This is a genomic window from Trinickia symbiotica (genome assembly GCF_002934455.1).
Lineage (GTDB): Bacteria > Pseudomonadota > Gammaproteobacteria > Burkholderiales > Burkholderiaceae > Trinickia > Trinickia symbiotica.
The window spans coordinates 1-16,330 of record NZ_PTIR01000025.1 but is presented as its reverse complement, the minus strand read 5'-3'; the positions used below and the strand labels follow the sequence as shown (position 1 = coordinate 16,330).

Below are 16,330 nucleotides of genomic sequence, written 5' to 3'. Positions count from 1 at the left end.
AGATGACGACGCGGACCTGACAGCCGCCTGACAGGTTGCGAATGAAAGCGGCACGTGGGCGCCAATAGCGACGCTTAGTCACTTCGAGTCGCTGGAGTAGCTCGGCGGCCGCGACGCGGAAATCGTCGTGCCGAGCGTTGTTCCCCCATCGATTACCATGATTTGCCCCGTTACCCAACGAGACTCATCGCTGGCCAAATACACGGCCATCCCCGTCATGTCCTCGGGGCGACCGGCACGCGGGATGGGATGGCGATTCGCCGCCGCAGCTTCGACTTCCTCGTCGGAGCCGCGCTGCGAAAAGGACGTAACTGTAGGGCCGGGACAAAGGCAATTCACACGTATCCATTCCTTACCGAACTCCAATGCGGCCGATCGAGTGAGATTGGCTACACCTGCCTTAGCTGCAGAATAGGCATGCAGATTCGGAAAACCGCGGATTGCAGCAATCGACCCCGTCGAAATGATAGAGCCGCCCCCAATCTTGCGCAATTCAGGCACTGAATGTTTGATGCCCAGGAATACTGACCGTAGTACCAGCGTCACGCTCCTGTCCCAAGCGTCCACGTCGATCTTCTCTAGCGGCCCCGTGGCACCGGGAATAGCGGCGTTGTTGAACATAACGTCAAGTTTGCCGAACTCGCCGACAGCTCGCGCGATAAGTTCTTTGACCGCGGGTTCGCTGGTTACGTCCGTTTTCTGGAAAATCGCTCGTCCTCCTGACTCGCGGCATGCCGTCACCGTGCCTTCGCCCCCCTCTTCGTTCAGATCAGCGACCACCACAGCGGCGCCTTCTGCGGCGAATCTGAGTGCGCACGCGCGCCCGATGCCACTTGCCGCCCCTGTGATGATCGCGACCTTCTGGTCGAGTCGTCCCATAGTATCCGTCCCCTCCCCTCTAAACGGTGCCTGTTACTTGACGATGGCGCCGACGATCATGTCACAGAGCCTACCCAGGCGCTCGATATGCGCGCTTCCGACCAGGCCCGACGACAAGAAGGAAATGCTCAGATCGTAGCCCGGGTCAACCCAGAAGCCCGTGGAGCCCGCACCAAAGCCACCGAACGTCCGGGGTGAATTCAGAAGCCCACACGGCCCAGGGAGAAGTCCTTCCCCGCGCACGAAGAAGCCCAGCCCCATATTGGCCGGGAACGGGCTCCAATCCCGAGTGGCGACGGCCGAGTCCCAGACGATGTTGCGCTTGTCGCCGGTATGGTTTCGCGAAAGGAACTCGATCATTGCGGGCGAGAGAATTCGCGCACCGTCGAGCTCGCCGCCACGCCGCAACATCTCGGTGAAGCGATGCAAATCGTCGATCGTAGTCATACCGGCCGCAGCGGGAAACTCGCCACCCGGCACGCGCAGCAACTTATTGAAGTTCTCGAGATGCTCATTCGTCAGCGGGTTCGCGCCGTCGACATAGCCCGTCCGGATCGGGCACAGCCGCTCCAGCAAATCGTCACGGCGTCCAAGACTCGTATTGGTCATGCCCAGCGGCTGCAACAGCTCCTCGTTGAGGATTTGGCCAAAACTACGCTTTCCACCGTCCGCGCGCACGCACAATTGAGCGATAACGGAATGCGCGAGCATCATCGAGTAATTGACGCGTTCACCCGGCATCGCATCAAGCGGCCGGGTCGCGGCGTAACTGTTCATCTTCTCGATGTTCGTCAGAACCTCCGGCGGCTGTTCCGGCATCGTCATCATGATGCCAGCTGTGTGGGTCAGCAGATGAAACAGATTGATCTGTTCCTTGCCCGTGCCTTTCCATTCCGGCATGTGATAGTAGATCGGCTGATGCAGGCGGATCTTGCCCTGCTCGACCAATTTCAGGGCCACTACGGCCGTGAACTGCTTCATTAGCGAGAACGTGCAAAACACGTCGTCCAATTTGAGCTTGCGACCGGTTTCATGGTCTGCCTCGCCCTCGAGAAAGTCGAAGACGACTTCGCCTCGGCGAGCCACCCTCATGGCGACGCCGTAACCACGTTGCGTCGCGATGTCGCCCCGGATCGATTGCCTGACCCAGTCAAGACGTTCCACATCAAAGCCCAGGTCGGCAACTTTCGTCAGATCCATATCTTTTTCTCCATGATCGAGTAATGCGCCCCGTCACATCGACGGGCACGAACTTTCCCGCGCGCCAGCTAACGGCTGCGACGGACGCTTGGCCCAGCTTTGCCAAAAGGGAAGCGAAGACGCCAGCAGACCGTCTGGCAGGCCAAACGCACCACAATTGATGTCTCCTACGCCAGACAGAGCGGCACCGCCACGTAAGATACGTTGCGTATCGTCAATATAGCGCCCACTCCTCATAGACACAATAGGAAACTTCTCTCAATCAAACGCATCGTATCTTTAATATCGGCGAGGCTTACCAGGCGTCTCCGCAACCGCCGTCCGGCCGGACCAGGACGGTTGAAATCGATGCGGCTCGCCGGCCCTGCCACTCCCACCCTTCTAACCACATCGCTCAGCCCTCCCCGCCTTTCGGCTGAACATAGGTGCTTACGCGATGTTCACCGAACCCTTGTTGCACCCATTGCGGTTTTGCTCTAACCTTTGCGCAACGCTACGCACCGTCGCTTTAACGCTATTCGATGCACCGAACGAGACGAGGGCGCCGACTCAAACAACGAACACGGCAGACCCAATCCAAGGAGAGTCCTCAATGACTGACATTTGCACAAAATTCCTCTTTCGCCTCACCTTGCAAGTTGGCGCCCACCATGTCGTGGGCGCTACTCCTTTTGGCAATCGTCGTGTCGCGCCCATTGCCGGCGGAACTTTCGAGGGGCCGGAACTGGCTGGCACGGTGTTGCCGGGTGGCACTGACTGGATCACAGAGGACGCCGCCGGAGCGTGGTTCCGCATAAATGTACAAGTTCCGCTGCGCACCCACGACGGCGAATTGCTAACCATGGCTTACCAAGGCTTCCGCAGCGGACCGCCGGAAGTGCTCGCGAAAGTTTCGCGCGGAGAGCCGGTCGATGCGGATAGCTACTACTACCGCGTGTCGGGATCATTCGAGACTGCATCCGCAAGACTGGCTCGCTTGAATACGTTGGTTGCCGTCGCCAAGGGGTGGAGAACGTCCGTCGGTCCAGGATATGACGTCTTCGAGGTGCTTTGATCGCTGCATACTTGCCGGAGAAAATTAATGCATCACTATCCCGATCTGAAGCTGTTCATTGGCGGTGCTTGGAAAACAGCGGACGGTGAACCTGTACTCAACCCGGCGGACGACTCCGTCCTTGGAACTGTTCCTCACGCCACGCGCGCGGATCTGGACGGCGCACTTGCGGCCGCGCAAAATGGGTTCAAAGCGTGGTCGCGTTTGGCCCCGGCGCAGCGGGCGGAGACCCTCGGTAAGGCTGCACAGATCCTCCGTTCTCGAGCGGATGACTTGGCCGTCGTTATGACGTTGGAGCAGGGTAAACCAGTTGCCCAAGCCCGACAGGAGGTCATGCGCACGGCCGACATGATCGAGTGGGAGGCACAGGAAGGCCGCCGTCTCTATGGCCGGGTCATCCCTTCTGAACCCGGCATGCGGCACACGGTGCTTCGCCAGCCGATAGGCGTTGTTGCTGCGTTCTCACCTTGGAACTTCCCGACCGCGTCGCCCGGCCGCAAGGTCGCGGCGGCTCTATCCGCTGGCTGCTCTATCATCCTCAAAGCCTCCGAGGAAACCCCCGCGAGCGCTTTCGAACTCGTCCGTGCGTTCGAGGAAGCCGGCGTGCCCGCTGGCGTTGTCAACCTCGTGTTCGGAAACCCTGCGGAAATCTCCGAATACCTGATCCCGCATCCCACCATTCGCGTAATAACCCTGACTGGCTCCGTTGCTGTCGGAAAACGCCTCACCGCGTTAGCCGGCGAATACATGAAGCCAGCCATCATGGAATTGGGTGGGCACGCGCCGGTTATCGTCTGCGATGACGTCGATGCCGTGGCGAGTGGCACGCTGGCCGCTCTCGGGAAGTCTCGCAATGCGGGGCAAGTCTGCACGTCCCCGACACGCTTTTACGTCGAGGACGCGGTGTACGAGCCCTTCATCGCTGCGATGGCCGAAAAGGCGATGAGCTTGAAAGTGGGCAACGGGCTCGACCCGGACACGGACATTGGACCTTTGGCCAATGCACGGCGAGTCGCAGCAATCGAAGAGCTCGTGGCGGACGCAAGGCAGAAAGGTGCGCGCTTGCTTGCAGGCGGCGAACGCCTTGGCACAAAGGGCAATTTCTATCCCCTTACCGTGCTCGCAGACGTGCCGGACGACGCTCGCGCGATGCGCGAAGAGCCGTTCGGGCCCCTCGCCCTGGTAAGCCGGGTACGGAGCATCGACGAGGCGATTGAAAAAGCCAATTCGCTGCCCTTCGGGCTTGCTGGTTACGGGTTCACGAACTCGGCTCGCAAAGCCAATCAGCTCTATGAGGAGCTTGAAGTAGGCAACCTGGCGATCAACCACTTCGTACCCTCCATCCCTGAGACGCCATTCGGCGGCGTCAAGGACAGCGGCATCGGCCGCGAGGGCGGCGAGGAAGGATTGCACGGCTACACCGTCGTCAAAAACATCTCCCACTTAATGAGCTAAAAGCCGGCGGCAAGGAGATAGAGCGTACAGCCCCCTCGAACTCCAGAATCGTATCGCTCTGATTACAGGCGCTGGCCGCGGCGCCTTCGTCTATGCCGGAATGGCATCGCCCTGTGTGACGTCCATGAAGACAGCATCCGCGCCTCGGAGGCCGAATTTGGTAGGGATCGCGCCGTCGCGATCCCATCGATGTTTCGGATCATCAATCGTGTCGGGCGAGCATCGAGCAGATTGGAGCGCGAGTCATCGCAGATGACAAGTGCTGATGAAAGCGATCGCTACCTGACAGAATAGGCCGGCCGCGGCTGCGGTAATTGTCTTACCGTGCCGCGGCTGCAGGAGACGAACCGCGGGGCGCTCGATGCATGAGCGCTGCCAATGCAGGAACGGCTCAGCGTACCGGAGCAGAACTGAAGCACTCTGGAACATCAAGTGCGCGGCCTATCGACATCCGAGCTTCCGACAGATTTGCATACGGATTGTCGTTGTCCTCACGGACTATTGCCGGTTGAACCACATGATCCAGTCGATCCATACGCTCGGCATCGTTTCGCGTTTGCCGCCGACCACGAAGTCTCGCGTGGCCTGCCCCGCCATACGCAAGACGTCGTCTCGACCGACTACGGCGGCATTGTCTTGCTTATACCAGTACATAGCGTCTTCCTTGCTCAAGCCACTGGGCATTTCCCCGACGTACGGCAGGACATAGACTGGCGTGTCTGCTTCAATTCTCCAACAGTCCGCCAAGCGGCCGCAGTCAACGGCTTCATAGCCGATCCTTTCCATGAATTCGGAAACGAGCGCCTTGGCTTCGTCGTCATCACCCGCAATCGGGAGCGCCCACGGTTTGCGATGACTAGAAGGTCGAGCGCCATTCTCCAGATGAAACATGTCCAGGTTGTACAAGGCCTTCACCAGACGGGCGCCCTTCAGATGGGCTTGTATCAACTCGCTGGAGGTGATCTCGCGTCGATCCAAGGCTTCGACGTTACCGTCGCGGACCGGATAGTAATTCATCGTGTCGATGACGGCCTTCCCGACCAACGGCTCTACCGGAATCCGATCGAACTTGCCGAAAGGCACGCTAAGTACAACAAGGTCCGCGGCTTCCGCTGCTTCCGCCGGCGTGACCGCTTTGGCGCGCGGCCCCAATTCAGTGATCAAGTCGCGCAGGCTCTCCGGCCCTCGCGAATTGCTCAGCAAGACGTGGAATCCAGCCTCCACCGCCAAACGTGCGATGCGGCTGTTGATTCCTCCGCTACCAATGAAACCCACCGTATCGATCCGCTTCGTTTCCATGTAGGTAGTCTCTATGTGCTATGAGAAAGAGCCCAGTTTAGTATCAACGCCGCTACTCTCCAAATGGTCTTCAGGGAATTCATAATTCCGGATATGGGAATCATGTTCAATCGACTCGAAGCTCTGAAAGTGTTCTGCATCGCAGCGGAAACGCTCCAATTCCGCGATGCTGCCAGCCGCCTTGCGACGTCGCCTCAGGCGGTGACCCGCTTGATAGGTCGCTTGGAAGAGGAACTAGGCGAGGTGCTGTTCCTGAGGAACACCCGCCAGATGCGGCTCAGTGCGTTCGCCGAACAGCTACTGCCGCAGGCGCGACAGTTGGTCGAAGACAGCGAGCGTTTGTTCACGCCTAGTCAAGAACCACGCGACGATGAGGTGAAGGGCGTCGTACGCGTGACATTGCCTGACTTCCCGGTCATGCGGGAGGTGTTATGCGATGTACTTGCAAGTACCGCTGACTACGATCAATTGACGCTAGACTGGCGCCCAACTCTCGCACGCCTGGACGTCGTGGAAGAGCAAATCGACATCGGAGTGCGCGTTGGCCCGCCTCCCGATAGCCGCTTGGTAGTGCGCCGAGTGGCGGACACGCGTGATCGCATTGTTGCCTCCCCGACGTTGATATCCAAAACGGGGATCCCGCGAGATCTCGACGATTTGCAGAAACGGTTCCCGCTGTGCGTACTGCAAAACGCCAATACTGGCCGGCCGTGGCCCTGGTATTTCCGTCAGGATCTTCACTTTCAGCCGGCGAACCCTCGCTTCATAGCGGGCGACGTGTACTCCCAGCTGGAGGCCACGTGCGCAGGAAGAGTCTTTGGCCTGATTCAGGAAGCCGTTTGCTTTAGATACATCTCCAGCGGGGAACTTGTGGAAGTCCTACCCGAAGTCGAAAGAACACGTTGGCCTGTTTACGTCTACAGGCCACAACGCACTGTTACGCAACCTCGCGTAAAAAAGGTCTTTCAACTACTCGTGAATAGCTTGCAGCGGCACCTCCCGGCCGGTTGAGAACACTCGCCGACAGTGCATGGACTATGTCCGGGGGCGAACGACAATGGCAGCCAATGTGTATCCGCGCGGAGGCGGCCGAACCAACGTTCGTCACCTCCGCCGCAAACTCTTGGCAGCCCCGCCGACGCGACAAAAGCTGGCCACTTCGTCCGGGGCCTTGAACTAGCCACACATCGAAATTGATGGGGATGGCAGCCCTCTAAGCGAGCTCGAAGTCAGCGAACTCCGCGCCTGGCTAATGCCCGAGGAGTTTGTCCCAGAACGCGCAGTGATGGTTCTCTCTAAACTTCTCGCCACTAAGCGTTCCGGCGTTGGGCAAATCGAACGACAGAACACCAGCGGTATCGTACTGGTTGCCGAAGCGCGGCCAAGGTAAATCGGCTTGTCCATTCGGATTCCCCGTCTGGGCGAACTTCGTCCAAGCGGCAACCATCGCATCGGACAGGATCCTCTCGCGAGCATTGAATGGTCTCGAATTGACCCCGAGGATGCCGCCATGGAACCCCGGGAACAAGAACGGCAGCTCGAGGGTATGAGAGGCCAGGGAAACAAAGCCTGGCATCGCTGGGAAGTAAAACGGCGCGCCCTTGTAGTTGAACTCGTACTGATACACAGGGACATGCTTTGCCAACCGGCCGAGAGTATCGCTAGCCTCGCACGCGAAGATTCTGTCGGTCACCACCGAATCAAGCGCCAATTGCGGCGAGTGATATTTGGCCGCCGGATACTCTGCCAAAACCGCAGGTACTTTCTCGGGGGGAACAACAGCGATCGGCGTAATCAAAGCCTCATACTGCGGTGCCGTCAGCGGGGCCGGCGGCAGAGAAGAATATTCGACGACAGCATTGAAGAACGTTCCCTCGTCTCCTTGAGTCCCGCCCATAACGGGCACCTTGTTGAACCGGCCAGTCTCGAAAGCGGTCGCGGGCAACATCGGGATCACGGTGCCATCGACCGTGACGTTCTCCCTGATCAGGTAGGGACCGCTCGCGTTAGGCGTTCCTTGAAGTTGTAGAATCCGCGCGGTTGGCAGAGCGCGCAAGCAGGCCGCCGCGGTGGCATCGTCGCCGGGGCATCCCGCTGCTGCCGCAAACTGCCTACCGGCAGCCAATGCCGCAGAGAGCGGCCCATAATGCACGGCGCTGTCGAACGGAGCACTTTCCAAAATGGCTCGCTGGAAAAGACCCGCGGCGAGCGGCGACACAAGGTTTGCGCTTGTGTCCGTGGCCCCGGACGACTCGCCAGCAAGGGTGACGTTCGTGGGATCACCGCCAAAGGCTTTGATGTTTCTTTGCACCCACTTCAGAACTGCCTGCTGATCAAGAATCCCATAGTTGGAGAACGGATGTCCTTCGCTGTCGAGCGCTGGATGCGTAAGGAACCCGAACAGGCCGAGCCGGTAGTTGAATGTGACCACAACGGTAGGGACGCCCGATGGCCCGCCGGTCGCCAGTTTGCTTCCATCGTAGTCGTTTGACTCTCCCGCGGCATCGCCACCCCCATGGATCCAGACGATGACTGGCCGAAGCTTGGTGTGATCCTGCGACTGATGGCCAAGGTTCGTTGTGAATACGTTCAGATAGAGGCAGTCTTCCGTGACGCTTGGTGGTCCTGCAAAAACGCCGAATTCAGTGACCTGTGGGCAGGTATTTGCATAGTGCGTGGCATCGAGGGGAGCCAGCCAATGCTTGACGGGTTGTGGTGGCCGCCACCGCAAGTTTCCGACCGGCGGCGCTGCGTACGGAATGCCAAGGAATTCATCGCCGTCATTCATTGCCAGCCCGCGCACCGGACCTTCGGCCGTTTGGACGATCCGCCCTTCAGCCGCAGCCAGGTTTGCGGCGACGCTCACGGATGGGCCTGCCCCTATTAGTAAGCCAACCGCGGATGCCCCAATTGCCGCCCTGCAAAGAGATAGACCGCCCCGCGCCCGTTTGCCGACCTTCTGCATCCAACGCATCTTCGTGATATTCACCGTCTCCTCCTATGGTTCGTGATGTGTCCATCTAGCCAAGAACAGGCTGTGCCGGCAGCATCCGCCACAACTCGGGAATTGTCTTTACTAAAACAACGATTTGCACGTTTTTATGTGACGCGTAACAGCAGCAGCCATCATCTTCCTTTCAGTCGACGCACGGGCCTTAGGACTGATAGTGGCCAGACCGGCAAGGCAGGAGCGACGTGCAACTGCCGACCCTCATCATTGCCGCACACACTAGTTGGGAGCTCGCTTTAACGAATTGACGTCGCCCCCTCGGGCAGTGTACAGAGTGACAAGCGTTCTCGAGGAGAAGATCTGCGATGAAGTCAATGCCGTCTGTTCTTCAGCGAATCAATCGTGCCACGGGGAAAAGGGAGCACTTCCACGTCCCTTCCGTGTCTCTGCGAGATGCAGGTCTTTGGGGCGGCGTCCGCCTAGAACGTTGGGATTTCACGCCTGGTCCTACCGCCATAGAAGAAGCGAAATTGCTGTCTCATTGCATAGTGGTGAGCGGGAGTGCTCCCATATACAGCCGAATGCGATGGAGTGGACAAATTGCGCAGCGCGGGCCTACGCGGCCGGGCGAAATATCCTTGATCCCAGCGGCCGGATACTACTCTGTCGATGTGGCGTTTGACCCGTACGATGCAAGGACGGCCACCGGCCTCATGATCGAACCGAGCTTTTTGCAACGGATCGGAGATGAGATCGACGGGGGACAAGTCTTGCTTCGACCGTGCTCCGCAATGGAAGACCCATTCTTAACCAGCGCGATCCGGGCCTTAGAGGCTGACGTGCAACAACGAAATGCTATGGGGCCCCTGTACGGAGAGACGCTTGCTGTCGCCATCGCTACGCATCTCGTTCGGCTATATGCAGATGACAACCATGAGCGCGTCGATCGCCGCGAGCTGACCGCCTACGCGGCGCGGCAAATGCGCGACTATATAGACGCCCACCTTTCCGACACGATTCGATTGGACGAGTTGGCGACCCTCGTCGGCATGGAGCTGCACCAGGTTGCGCGCGTCTTCAAAAAGCACTTTGGCTTGCCTCCTCACCAATATATCTTGGCTGCGCGGATACGACGCGCGAAGGAGTTACTCCGCGAATCCGATATGAGCTTGGTCGACGTTGCGCTATGCACAGGCTTTTGTAGTCAAAGCCACTTCACAAGGGTCTTTGGAAGTTCGACCGGTCTGTCACCGAACAATTACCGCAAGTCGGTCAGGTAGCCCTCCCAGTCGGTGGGGGTTCGCCTGCCTGACTGCACGTGGTCCATCAATCGTCTGCCGCGATGCATTGAACACCGTCCTATGCGCTCGCAGCATCGGCATCGCGATTCCACACGAGACGCCAGCAAATAACGATCAGCCACAGCTTCGCACGTTGGGCTAGCGGAACGACCGACAGCCGGCGATGCCTCAAAACGCCCGCGAACGATGCCCGCGCGTGTCGCTCCCGGACGGCGACATCGATTGGTGAATAGGACGCACAGGCCCATGCCGATTTATGGACTTCTCAGACCGGCACAGAGTGCCGAAGATCGTGGGAACTGCCCTATGCTCAGCCGGCTCCCGGCCACCGACACCGCCGATCCTCGTCTGATTCAACGTTGCACACGTTGAATTCCCCCGGACAGGATGGTGCAAAGAGGTAACCGGCGGCGCCGGAATGCCACGGGGTATCTCGTGGTTCCCGGCGGGCCACCAGTCCGCATTGTGCAGGATCTAATGACACAACAATTCTAGGAGACACGATCGCCATGACGACGTTCGCGAACCCACCCCGCGACTTCGCATCGCTCGAGCGCAACGTTTGCGCGAAAGCAATGCGACGGATTTTGCCCTTTTTACTGCTGTGCTACGTGGTTTCCTATCTAGACCGGGTGAACGTTGGCTTCGCACAACTGCAAATGGCTAACGACCTTCGGCTCGGCCCCGCCGCATATGGCTTCGCTGCCGGCATTTTCTTTGTGGGCTATGTGCTCTTCGAAGTGCCCAGCAACATGGCGCTCCGAAAAATTGGAGCTCGGCTCACCTTCTGCCGCATCATGGTCGCTTGGGGAGTCACATCAGCCATGACCATGTTTGTTACCGCGGCCTGGCAGCTTTACATCCTTCGCTTCCTACTCGGCGCTTTCGAAGCGGGCTTCTTTCCAGGAGTCGTCCTCTACTTCACTTACTGGTTTCCTGCCCGCAGAAGAGCCACCGTTGTGTCCTGGTTTTTCGTCGGTGCCGCGCTCTCGGGAGTGATTGGAGGCCCCGTTTCCGGCTGGATTCTGCGAACATTCGTCGGTGTATGGGGACTACACGGATGGCAGTGGCTTTTCGCTCTGGAAGGGGTCCCCGCCATTCTGCTCGGAATCGCCGCAGTCTTCCTAATTGTCGATAAACCGGAAACCGCACACTGGTTGACCGAAGAGGAGAAGAAAGCACTGCATGAGATTGTCAACGAAGGCACGGAGGTTCCGGAGGACGCTCAGTCAATTTTCAAAGCTCTGGCGAACCCACGACTTTATTGGTTGACAGCGATGTACTTTGCGATCTGCGCCGGCTGCTATGGGATTAGCTTTTGGCTTCCCGTGATGATTAAAGATACTGGTGTAAAGGATGTCTTCCTTGTCGGTATCTATAGTGCCGCTGCGTGGACCATTGGCTCCGCTGGGATCGTTTTGATCTCCATGTGGTCCGACAAAGTCGGACGCAGACGAGCCCCACTCGCCCTATGCGTTGCGGCAGGCGCAATCGCACTCGGACTCATGGCGCACTATGGCTCGTCAGTAGGAAGCGTGGCGACGCTTGGTTCATTAGGTATCGCCATTGCCGTGATCTACGCCGCCGTGCCTATCTTTTGGTCGATACCGCCGATGTATTTCTCGGCTGGATCGTTAGCTCCGGCCATCGCCATCATCAGCAGCGTCGGATCACTAGCCGGCTTTGTGAGCCCCTATGTGATCGGCATCGTAGCGAACCGCACAGGCCGCGCCAGTGACGGATTGTTCGCGGTCGTTGCGCTCTTGGCGCTCTGCGGATTGGCAGCGGTCGCAGGTTCGCTCAATACAAAACGGCTGCAGCAAGCCGCGGTTTGATTCCACGGCGCTTGGACCGATACTCGCGGGCGGAAGTGTAGCGCCGAAAGACGCCACACCGCCACAGCACAGGATTCGCAAACGACATTTTGGGCGATCGAATTGCGGATCCCGTGTGTTCCGACAGAAAAACCACGCTGGATACGTCAAACGATCAACAACGGCTCCACCGGAAAAGTCGTGATCGCGCCGGCAATGGTGCTCGTATGAACGAGCGCTTCCTTGCCCTCCGGTGAGGCGAATGCGGTAGCCGGTGCGTCTGGGTTTGGAAACCACAGTTCAACGACCCCATCGATAGGCAAACCGTCGTAATCCACCTCTCTACCTTTCGGAGATTGCCTCCCAACAATGACATTCTGGCGATAACCTATAACGCCCGGAATGGATCGAATTAGCTGTGCATGTATGCCCTGCCACTCCCTGACGAAATCGCCATGTGAAATATCGGAGCGGCGACGGACCAACGAGATCCGTTTGTTGAATGGTCCGGTAGTGGGCGGAGGAACCACTTCGATCCTCTCCACAGTCACCACTCGGACTTGCGCAAGGAAATTGACTTCGTTCTCGACCATCGACTTCGCTGCCTGCGTTGCCAGCGCTTCTCGCATGTCGTCGTCGTGATCGAAATGGAGCTCTGAAAAGCCGTCGACCCGATCGCCGCCACTCTTGAAACCGCTTCCTCCCTGAGGGGCATGAATCACATGATTCTGCTCGTATCTTCGAAGGCGCGGGAGTTTTGACACCAGCGCCCCGTGTACGGATATCCAATGCGATCGAAACTGATCGACGGTCAAGCCTGCTTTTCTGTTCAATAGACCAATTCGCACCTTCAAAGTCGTCTCCTTTATTCTGTCACCAACGCATTGATGGGCGCCCTGCCGAGGCCCGTTTTGACTACACCTGCGGATCAGCTACACGTACTCGTATGCCGTCGAGCTTCTCGGAGATCACGATTTGACAACACAACCTGCTGGTCGGCTCACGTGGCGCAGCAGTGTATTCGAGCATTTCGTTTTCGTGCTCGCCCGGTGGGTCGAGCAGCGCAACCTGGCTCTCGTCAACGAATACGTGGCAGGTCGAGCATGCCAGGTTGCCTCCGCAATCTCCCACGATACCTTCGACGCCCGCTTGCGTCGCGGCACTCATCAAGTTAGTTCCGGCTTCGGCGTTAACGGCAACCTCACTTCCATCGGGCAGTACAAATACAGCTTTTGGCATATCGGTTCTCCAACATAATTGAGCGAGACCAAGTGAAACTCGAAAAGCGCAAGTTGATCAGTGAGGCTTAAACCGAATGGGCAGGATATTAAGACCGTTCAAGGCATACACGATCCGCCGTTGAGGTTCTCACGCCAACTCATGCATTCGGTGCGCGACGATATCCAGCAGTTGCCGCCAGCAGGTGGGCGATCATCTGACCGATACACGCATGCGTCCCCGAGCCAAACCCCAAACACTTGCCCATCACGTCGCGGTCGACGTCGAACCGGCCCGGGTCCTTCCAAAATCGCACGACCACGGTTGGACGAAGCCGGAAAAACGTCTCTGGACATGAGCTTGACCCTATCAACGAGCAATGCAATGAGCTATGCGACTTATGTAGTGCACGAAGCTTGGATCACCAGAATACGTCCTCATACGACAACCTACCTCGGTCGGCCGCTGACGCGAACCGGCGCAGACGTCATTCAAAGCTCGGGCTGCCCCGCGCCCCATCCACCGCGTTAGCAAGCGTCGGGCAATCAGCAGCAACACCGATTGCTGCGGTATGGCGGGACCAAGCTTCATCAGCACGATTTCCGAAAATTTTTGAAGGCGTCGCATGTCATCGGGCGACGGCTCTGCTCCGCCGTGCCAAAGAAGGGGTGGCCCATGTCGCACGGCCCATTCCGCACCACACACATATTCTCCGCATCCGGCCATAAACAACACGCATCGTATCGTTACTATAGTGTCGATATTCTTGCCGCGCAAGGGGGCTGACGGGCTGTTCATTCAAAGAATGATAGGGTATTCCCCAATCAAATCGGCTTGCGCAAACGCGCCTGTTTGATATGCTTTCATACGCTACGTCGCGTTTCTTATATCGCAAGAAGACCGCGTCGATCTCGGCCGTTCGATAGGACGTTTGACCCTCAAACAAGGTAACGATAGTGACAGCTCAGACACTTGCAGAAATGGATGCTGCGACGCTTCCGCAATTCCCCATGAGGCGCCGGTGCCCGTTCTCCCCCCCGCCCGAATACGACGCATTCAGGGCTGAACAGCCCGTTGCGCCAGTTCGCCTTTGGAATGGGCAAAAGGTGTGGCTCGTCTCCCGATACGACGACGTCCGTCAAGTCCTGGCCGAGAAGCGGGTCAGCAACAATTCCACTCATCCGAACTACCCGATCACGTACGAAGCGCGAGGCACCGTAAAAGGGATGCTCGCCAGCGACGGAGAGCCACCCTACTTCCTCCACTACGACGGCGACAAGCATTTCGAACATCGTCGGATGGTGGCGCGGGACTTCGCGATCAGGCCCATCAAAGACATGGAGCCTCTCGTGCAAGCGCACATCGACGAACTTATCGACTCGATGCTAGACAGTCCCGAAAAGCCCGTTGACCTGGTACGCGCCTTTGCCTTGCCCTTACCCACCAGAATAATCAGTGGGATGCTGGGCGTTCCATATGAGGATATGAAGCGGCTTCAGGAAGCCACGGATAACTCCAGCTCGTTCAATCAAGATCCAGAAGAGGCCAGGGCCGCGGTTATTGAACTCGGACAGCTGATCGATGATCTGGTTACGGCCAAGGAGAAATCCCCCGGTCAAGACATCATTAGCCGCCTGGTCGTCGAACAAGTGCGCCCCGGACATCTGACTCGAAGCCAGCTCTTGCGGATGATCCGCATGCTTCTGATCGCGGGTCACGAGACGACAGCGAACATGATTAGCTTGATCACGCTGTACCTCTTGGAAAATGATGATTTGCGCGCGAGGCTGACCGAAGACCCCTCGCAAATGACGCAAGCGGTCGAGGAGATGCTCCGCTACTTCACGATTGCCCATCTAGCCACCTGCCGAGTTGCGATCGAGGACTTCGAGGTTGCCGGCACGACCATCAAGGCCGGAGACGGCATCATCGCCTTGATTTCCTCCGCTGATAGAGACGGCGCGCACTTTTCCGCACCGGATGAAGTGAATATAGATCGCCCTGGACGCGATCATCTCGCGTTTGGCTACGGAGTGCATCAGTGTCTGGGCCAGCCTCTCGCGAGACTTGAGCTTCGGCTTGCAGTCAGCACCCTACTCCGGCGAGTGCCAACCCTGCGGCTCGCCGCTTCGCGCGACTCGCTGCAATTCAAGGATTATTTCAACGGTCTTCAATCGTTGCCCGTTACTTGGTAATACGGATCCCAGGAGCAAACAGTGAAAATCGTCATCCGCCGTGAAACCTGCATCTCCGGTGGTCAATGCGTCTCGGTCGCACCGGAACTATTTGAGCAAGATGAGAACGGCCAGGTTGTCTTGATCAAACTCGACCCGAGCGATGCTGATATACAAAAGGCAAAAGAGGCGGAATTTCTATGCCCATCTCGCTCGATCTCCGTGGAAGAGTCGAGCTAGCGTAGAGCCGAACATAGTTCCATGCAAGCGTTCGGTCGAATCGGCACCGGGTCGCGCTTTCCGCTTGCTATGCGGGAAGTCCGAGCAAGGCCATTCGCGCCGCTTGCTGTTCGGCAAAACATCAGCCGACCCGCACAGCCGCCGTGCGGCGTCGGTCTCAGCGATCAAATTTCCGACTTAGGGCATACCTAATCGAACGGACCGCCGCAGGGGCAACGCTCGCGCTTGGCTCCTTCGTTGCGGGCTGCTGGAAGGGCTTGGCACAACGCCACACCGAAAAGCCGTCATTGCAGCGCCCCAACCCGAAGGATGCGATGACGCGTCAAGATGCAAACGTACGCGCAACAGCACCTCCTGCATCGCCTTCTTTCCCGCACGGATACCGAATGCATGGAAGCATGCTTCACGCAACGCCATCGCCGGGAATTGACTTGCCTCGTTCAACCGGCGATGCTATCGTATCGATACGCTACGTTTCGTTATAGACGAGAGACTTAGCGATGATGAAGACTGCGGCGAAGAGGTGGTTGCCTGGTTGCCAACGCACTCCGCTTTGCCTTGGCCTACTGCGATGCACACCTTTGCGGCGTCGACAGGCAGGATTTCATTTTTCGCGCCTTTGTGCGTCAAGAGGAAAACATGGCAGACAAACTTATTTCCGCAGATAACCATATTGATCTGACGTATTGCCCGCCCGATCTGTGGTCGAGTGTTGCGCCGCAAGAATGGCGCGAGATGGTGCCGCG

Annotated in this window: 13 protein-coding genes; 7 read left to right on the top strand and 6 right to left on the bottom strand. The window is 58.1% G+C overall.

The genetic code is table 11. The features are described 5' to 3' along the window. Window positions 1–78: 78 nt before the first annotated feature. Window positions 79–879 carry an SDR family NAD(P)-dependent oxidoreductase gene (locus B0G57_RS26570; RefSeq protein WP_018441860.1) on the bottom strand — a complete coding sequence of 267 codons (801 nt, stop codon included), beginning with the start codon at window positions 877–879 and terminating at the stop codon, window positions 79–81. A 33-nt stretch (window positions 880–912) separates the two neighbouring features. Next, window positions 913–2,079, bottom strand: a complete 1,167-nt coding sequence (locus B0G57_RS26565) for a serine hydrolase domain-containing protein (RefSeq protein WP_018441861.1) — start codon at window positions 2,077–2,079, stop codon at window positions 913–915. Window positions 2,080–2,671: 592 nt separating this feature from the next. On the opposite strand from B0G57_RS26565, the gene B0G57_RS26560 reads away from it, so the two are divergent. Then, window positions 2,672–3,133, top strand: coding sequence for a DUF3237 domain-containing protein (locus tag B0G57_RS26560; RefSeq protein WP_018441862.1), 462 nt, complete (start codon window positions 2,672–2,674; stop codon window positions 3,131–3,133). Between the two features lie 27 nt (window positions 3,134–3,160). Then, window positions 3,161–4,588, top strand: coding sequence for an NAD-dependent succinate-semialdehyde dehydrogenase (locus tag B0G57_RS26555; protein ID WP_018441863.1), 1,428 nt, complete (start codon window positions 3,161–3,163; stop codon window positions 4,586–4,588). Window positions 4,589–5,086: 498 nt separating this feature from the next. Here B0G57_RS26555 and B0G57_RS26550 read toward each other — a convergent pair whose 3' ends face one another. Continuing rightward, window positions 5,087–5,887 (bottom strand): NADPH-dependent F420 reductase, encoded by an 801-nt coding sequence (locus B0G57_RS26550; RefSeq protein ID WP_018441864.1) that lies wholly within the window; start codon window positions 5,885–5,887, stop codon window positions 5,087–5,089. A 102-nt stretch (window positions 5,888–5,989) separates the two neighbouring features. Here B0G57_RS26550 and B0G57_RS26545 point away from each other — a divergent pair, with 102 nt between their 5' ends. Continuing rightward, the gene (locus B0G57_RS26545; protein WP_026229887.1) at window positions 5,990–6,898 is read left to right on the top strand and encodes a LysR family transcriptional regulator; all 909 of its coding nucleotides are present in this window, start codon (window positions 5,990–5,992) and stop codon (window positions 6,896–6,898) included. A gap of 238 nt (window positions 6,899–7,136) precedes the next feature. Here B0G57_RS26545 and B0G57_RS26540 read toward each other — a convergent pair whose 3' ends face one another. Further along, the gene (locus B0G57_RS26540) at window positions 7,137–8,876 is read right to left on the bottom strand and encodes a carboxylesterase/lipase family protein (RefSeq protein WP_199189655.1); all 1,740 of its coding nucleotides are present in this window, start codon (window positions 8,874–8,876) and stop codon (window positions 7,137–7,139) included. A gap of 674 nt (window positions 8,877–9,550) precedes the next feature. Here B0G57_RS26540 and B0G57_RS31190 point away from each other — a divergent pair. Beyond that, entirely contained in the window at window positions 9,551–10,117 is a 567-nt protein-coding gene (locus tag B0G57_RS31190; RefSeq protein WP_158256632.1) for a helix-turn-helix domain-containing protein, read from the top strand. Between the two features lie 530 nt (window positions 10,118–10,647). After that, on the top strand, window positions 10,648–11,973 hold the full coding sequence (locus B0G57_RS26530) for an MFS transporter (protein WP_018441868.1): 1,326 nt from the start codon (window positions 10,648–10,650) through the stop codon (window positions 11,971–11,973). Between the two features lie 146 nt (window positions 11,974–12,119). Here B0G57_RS26530 and B0G57_RS26525 read toward each other — a convergent pair whose 3' ends face one another. Continuing rightward, window positions 12,120–12,800: an EthD domain-containing protein gene (locus B0G57_RS26525; protein WP_223258734.1), complete on the bottom strand. Its 681-nt coding sequence runs from the start codon at window positions 12,798–12,800 to the stop codon at window positions 12,120–12,122. Window positions 12,801–12,867: 67 nt separating this feature from the next. Beyond that, window positions 12,868–13,191 carry a 2Fe-2S iron-sulfur cluster-binding protein gene (locus tag B0G57_RS26520; protein WP_026229889.1) on the bottom strand — a complete coding sequence of 108 codons (324 nt, stop codon included), beginning with the start codon at window positions 13,189–13,191 and terminating at the stop codon, window positions 12,868–12,870. Between the two features lie 1,085 nt (window positions 13,192–14,276). Here B0G57_RS26520 and B0G57_RS26515 point away from each other — a divergent pair. After that, entirely contained in the window at window positions 14,277–15,365 is a 1,089-nt protein-coding gene (locus tag B0G57_RS26515) for a cytochrome P450 (protein WP_199189654.1), read from the top strand. A gap of 21 nt (window positions 15,366–15,386) precedes the next feature. After that, a complete protein-coding gene (locus tag B0G57_RS26510) occupies window positions 15,387–15,584 on the top strand; it encodes a ferredoxin (protein ID WP_083925691.1) in 198 nt (65 codons plus the stop codon). Window positions 15,585–16,330: the final 746 nt, after the last annotated feature.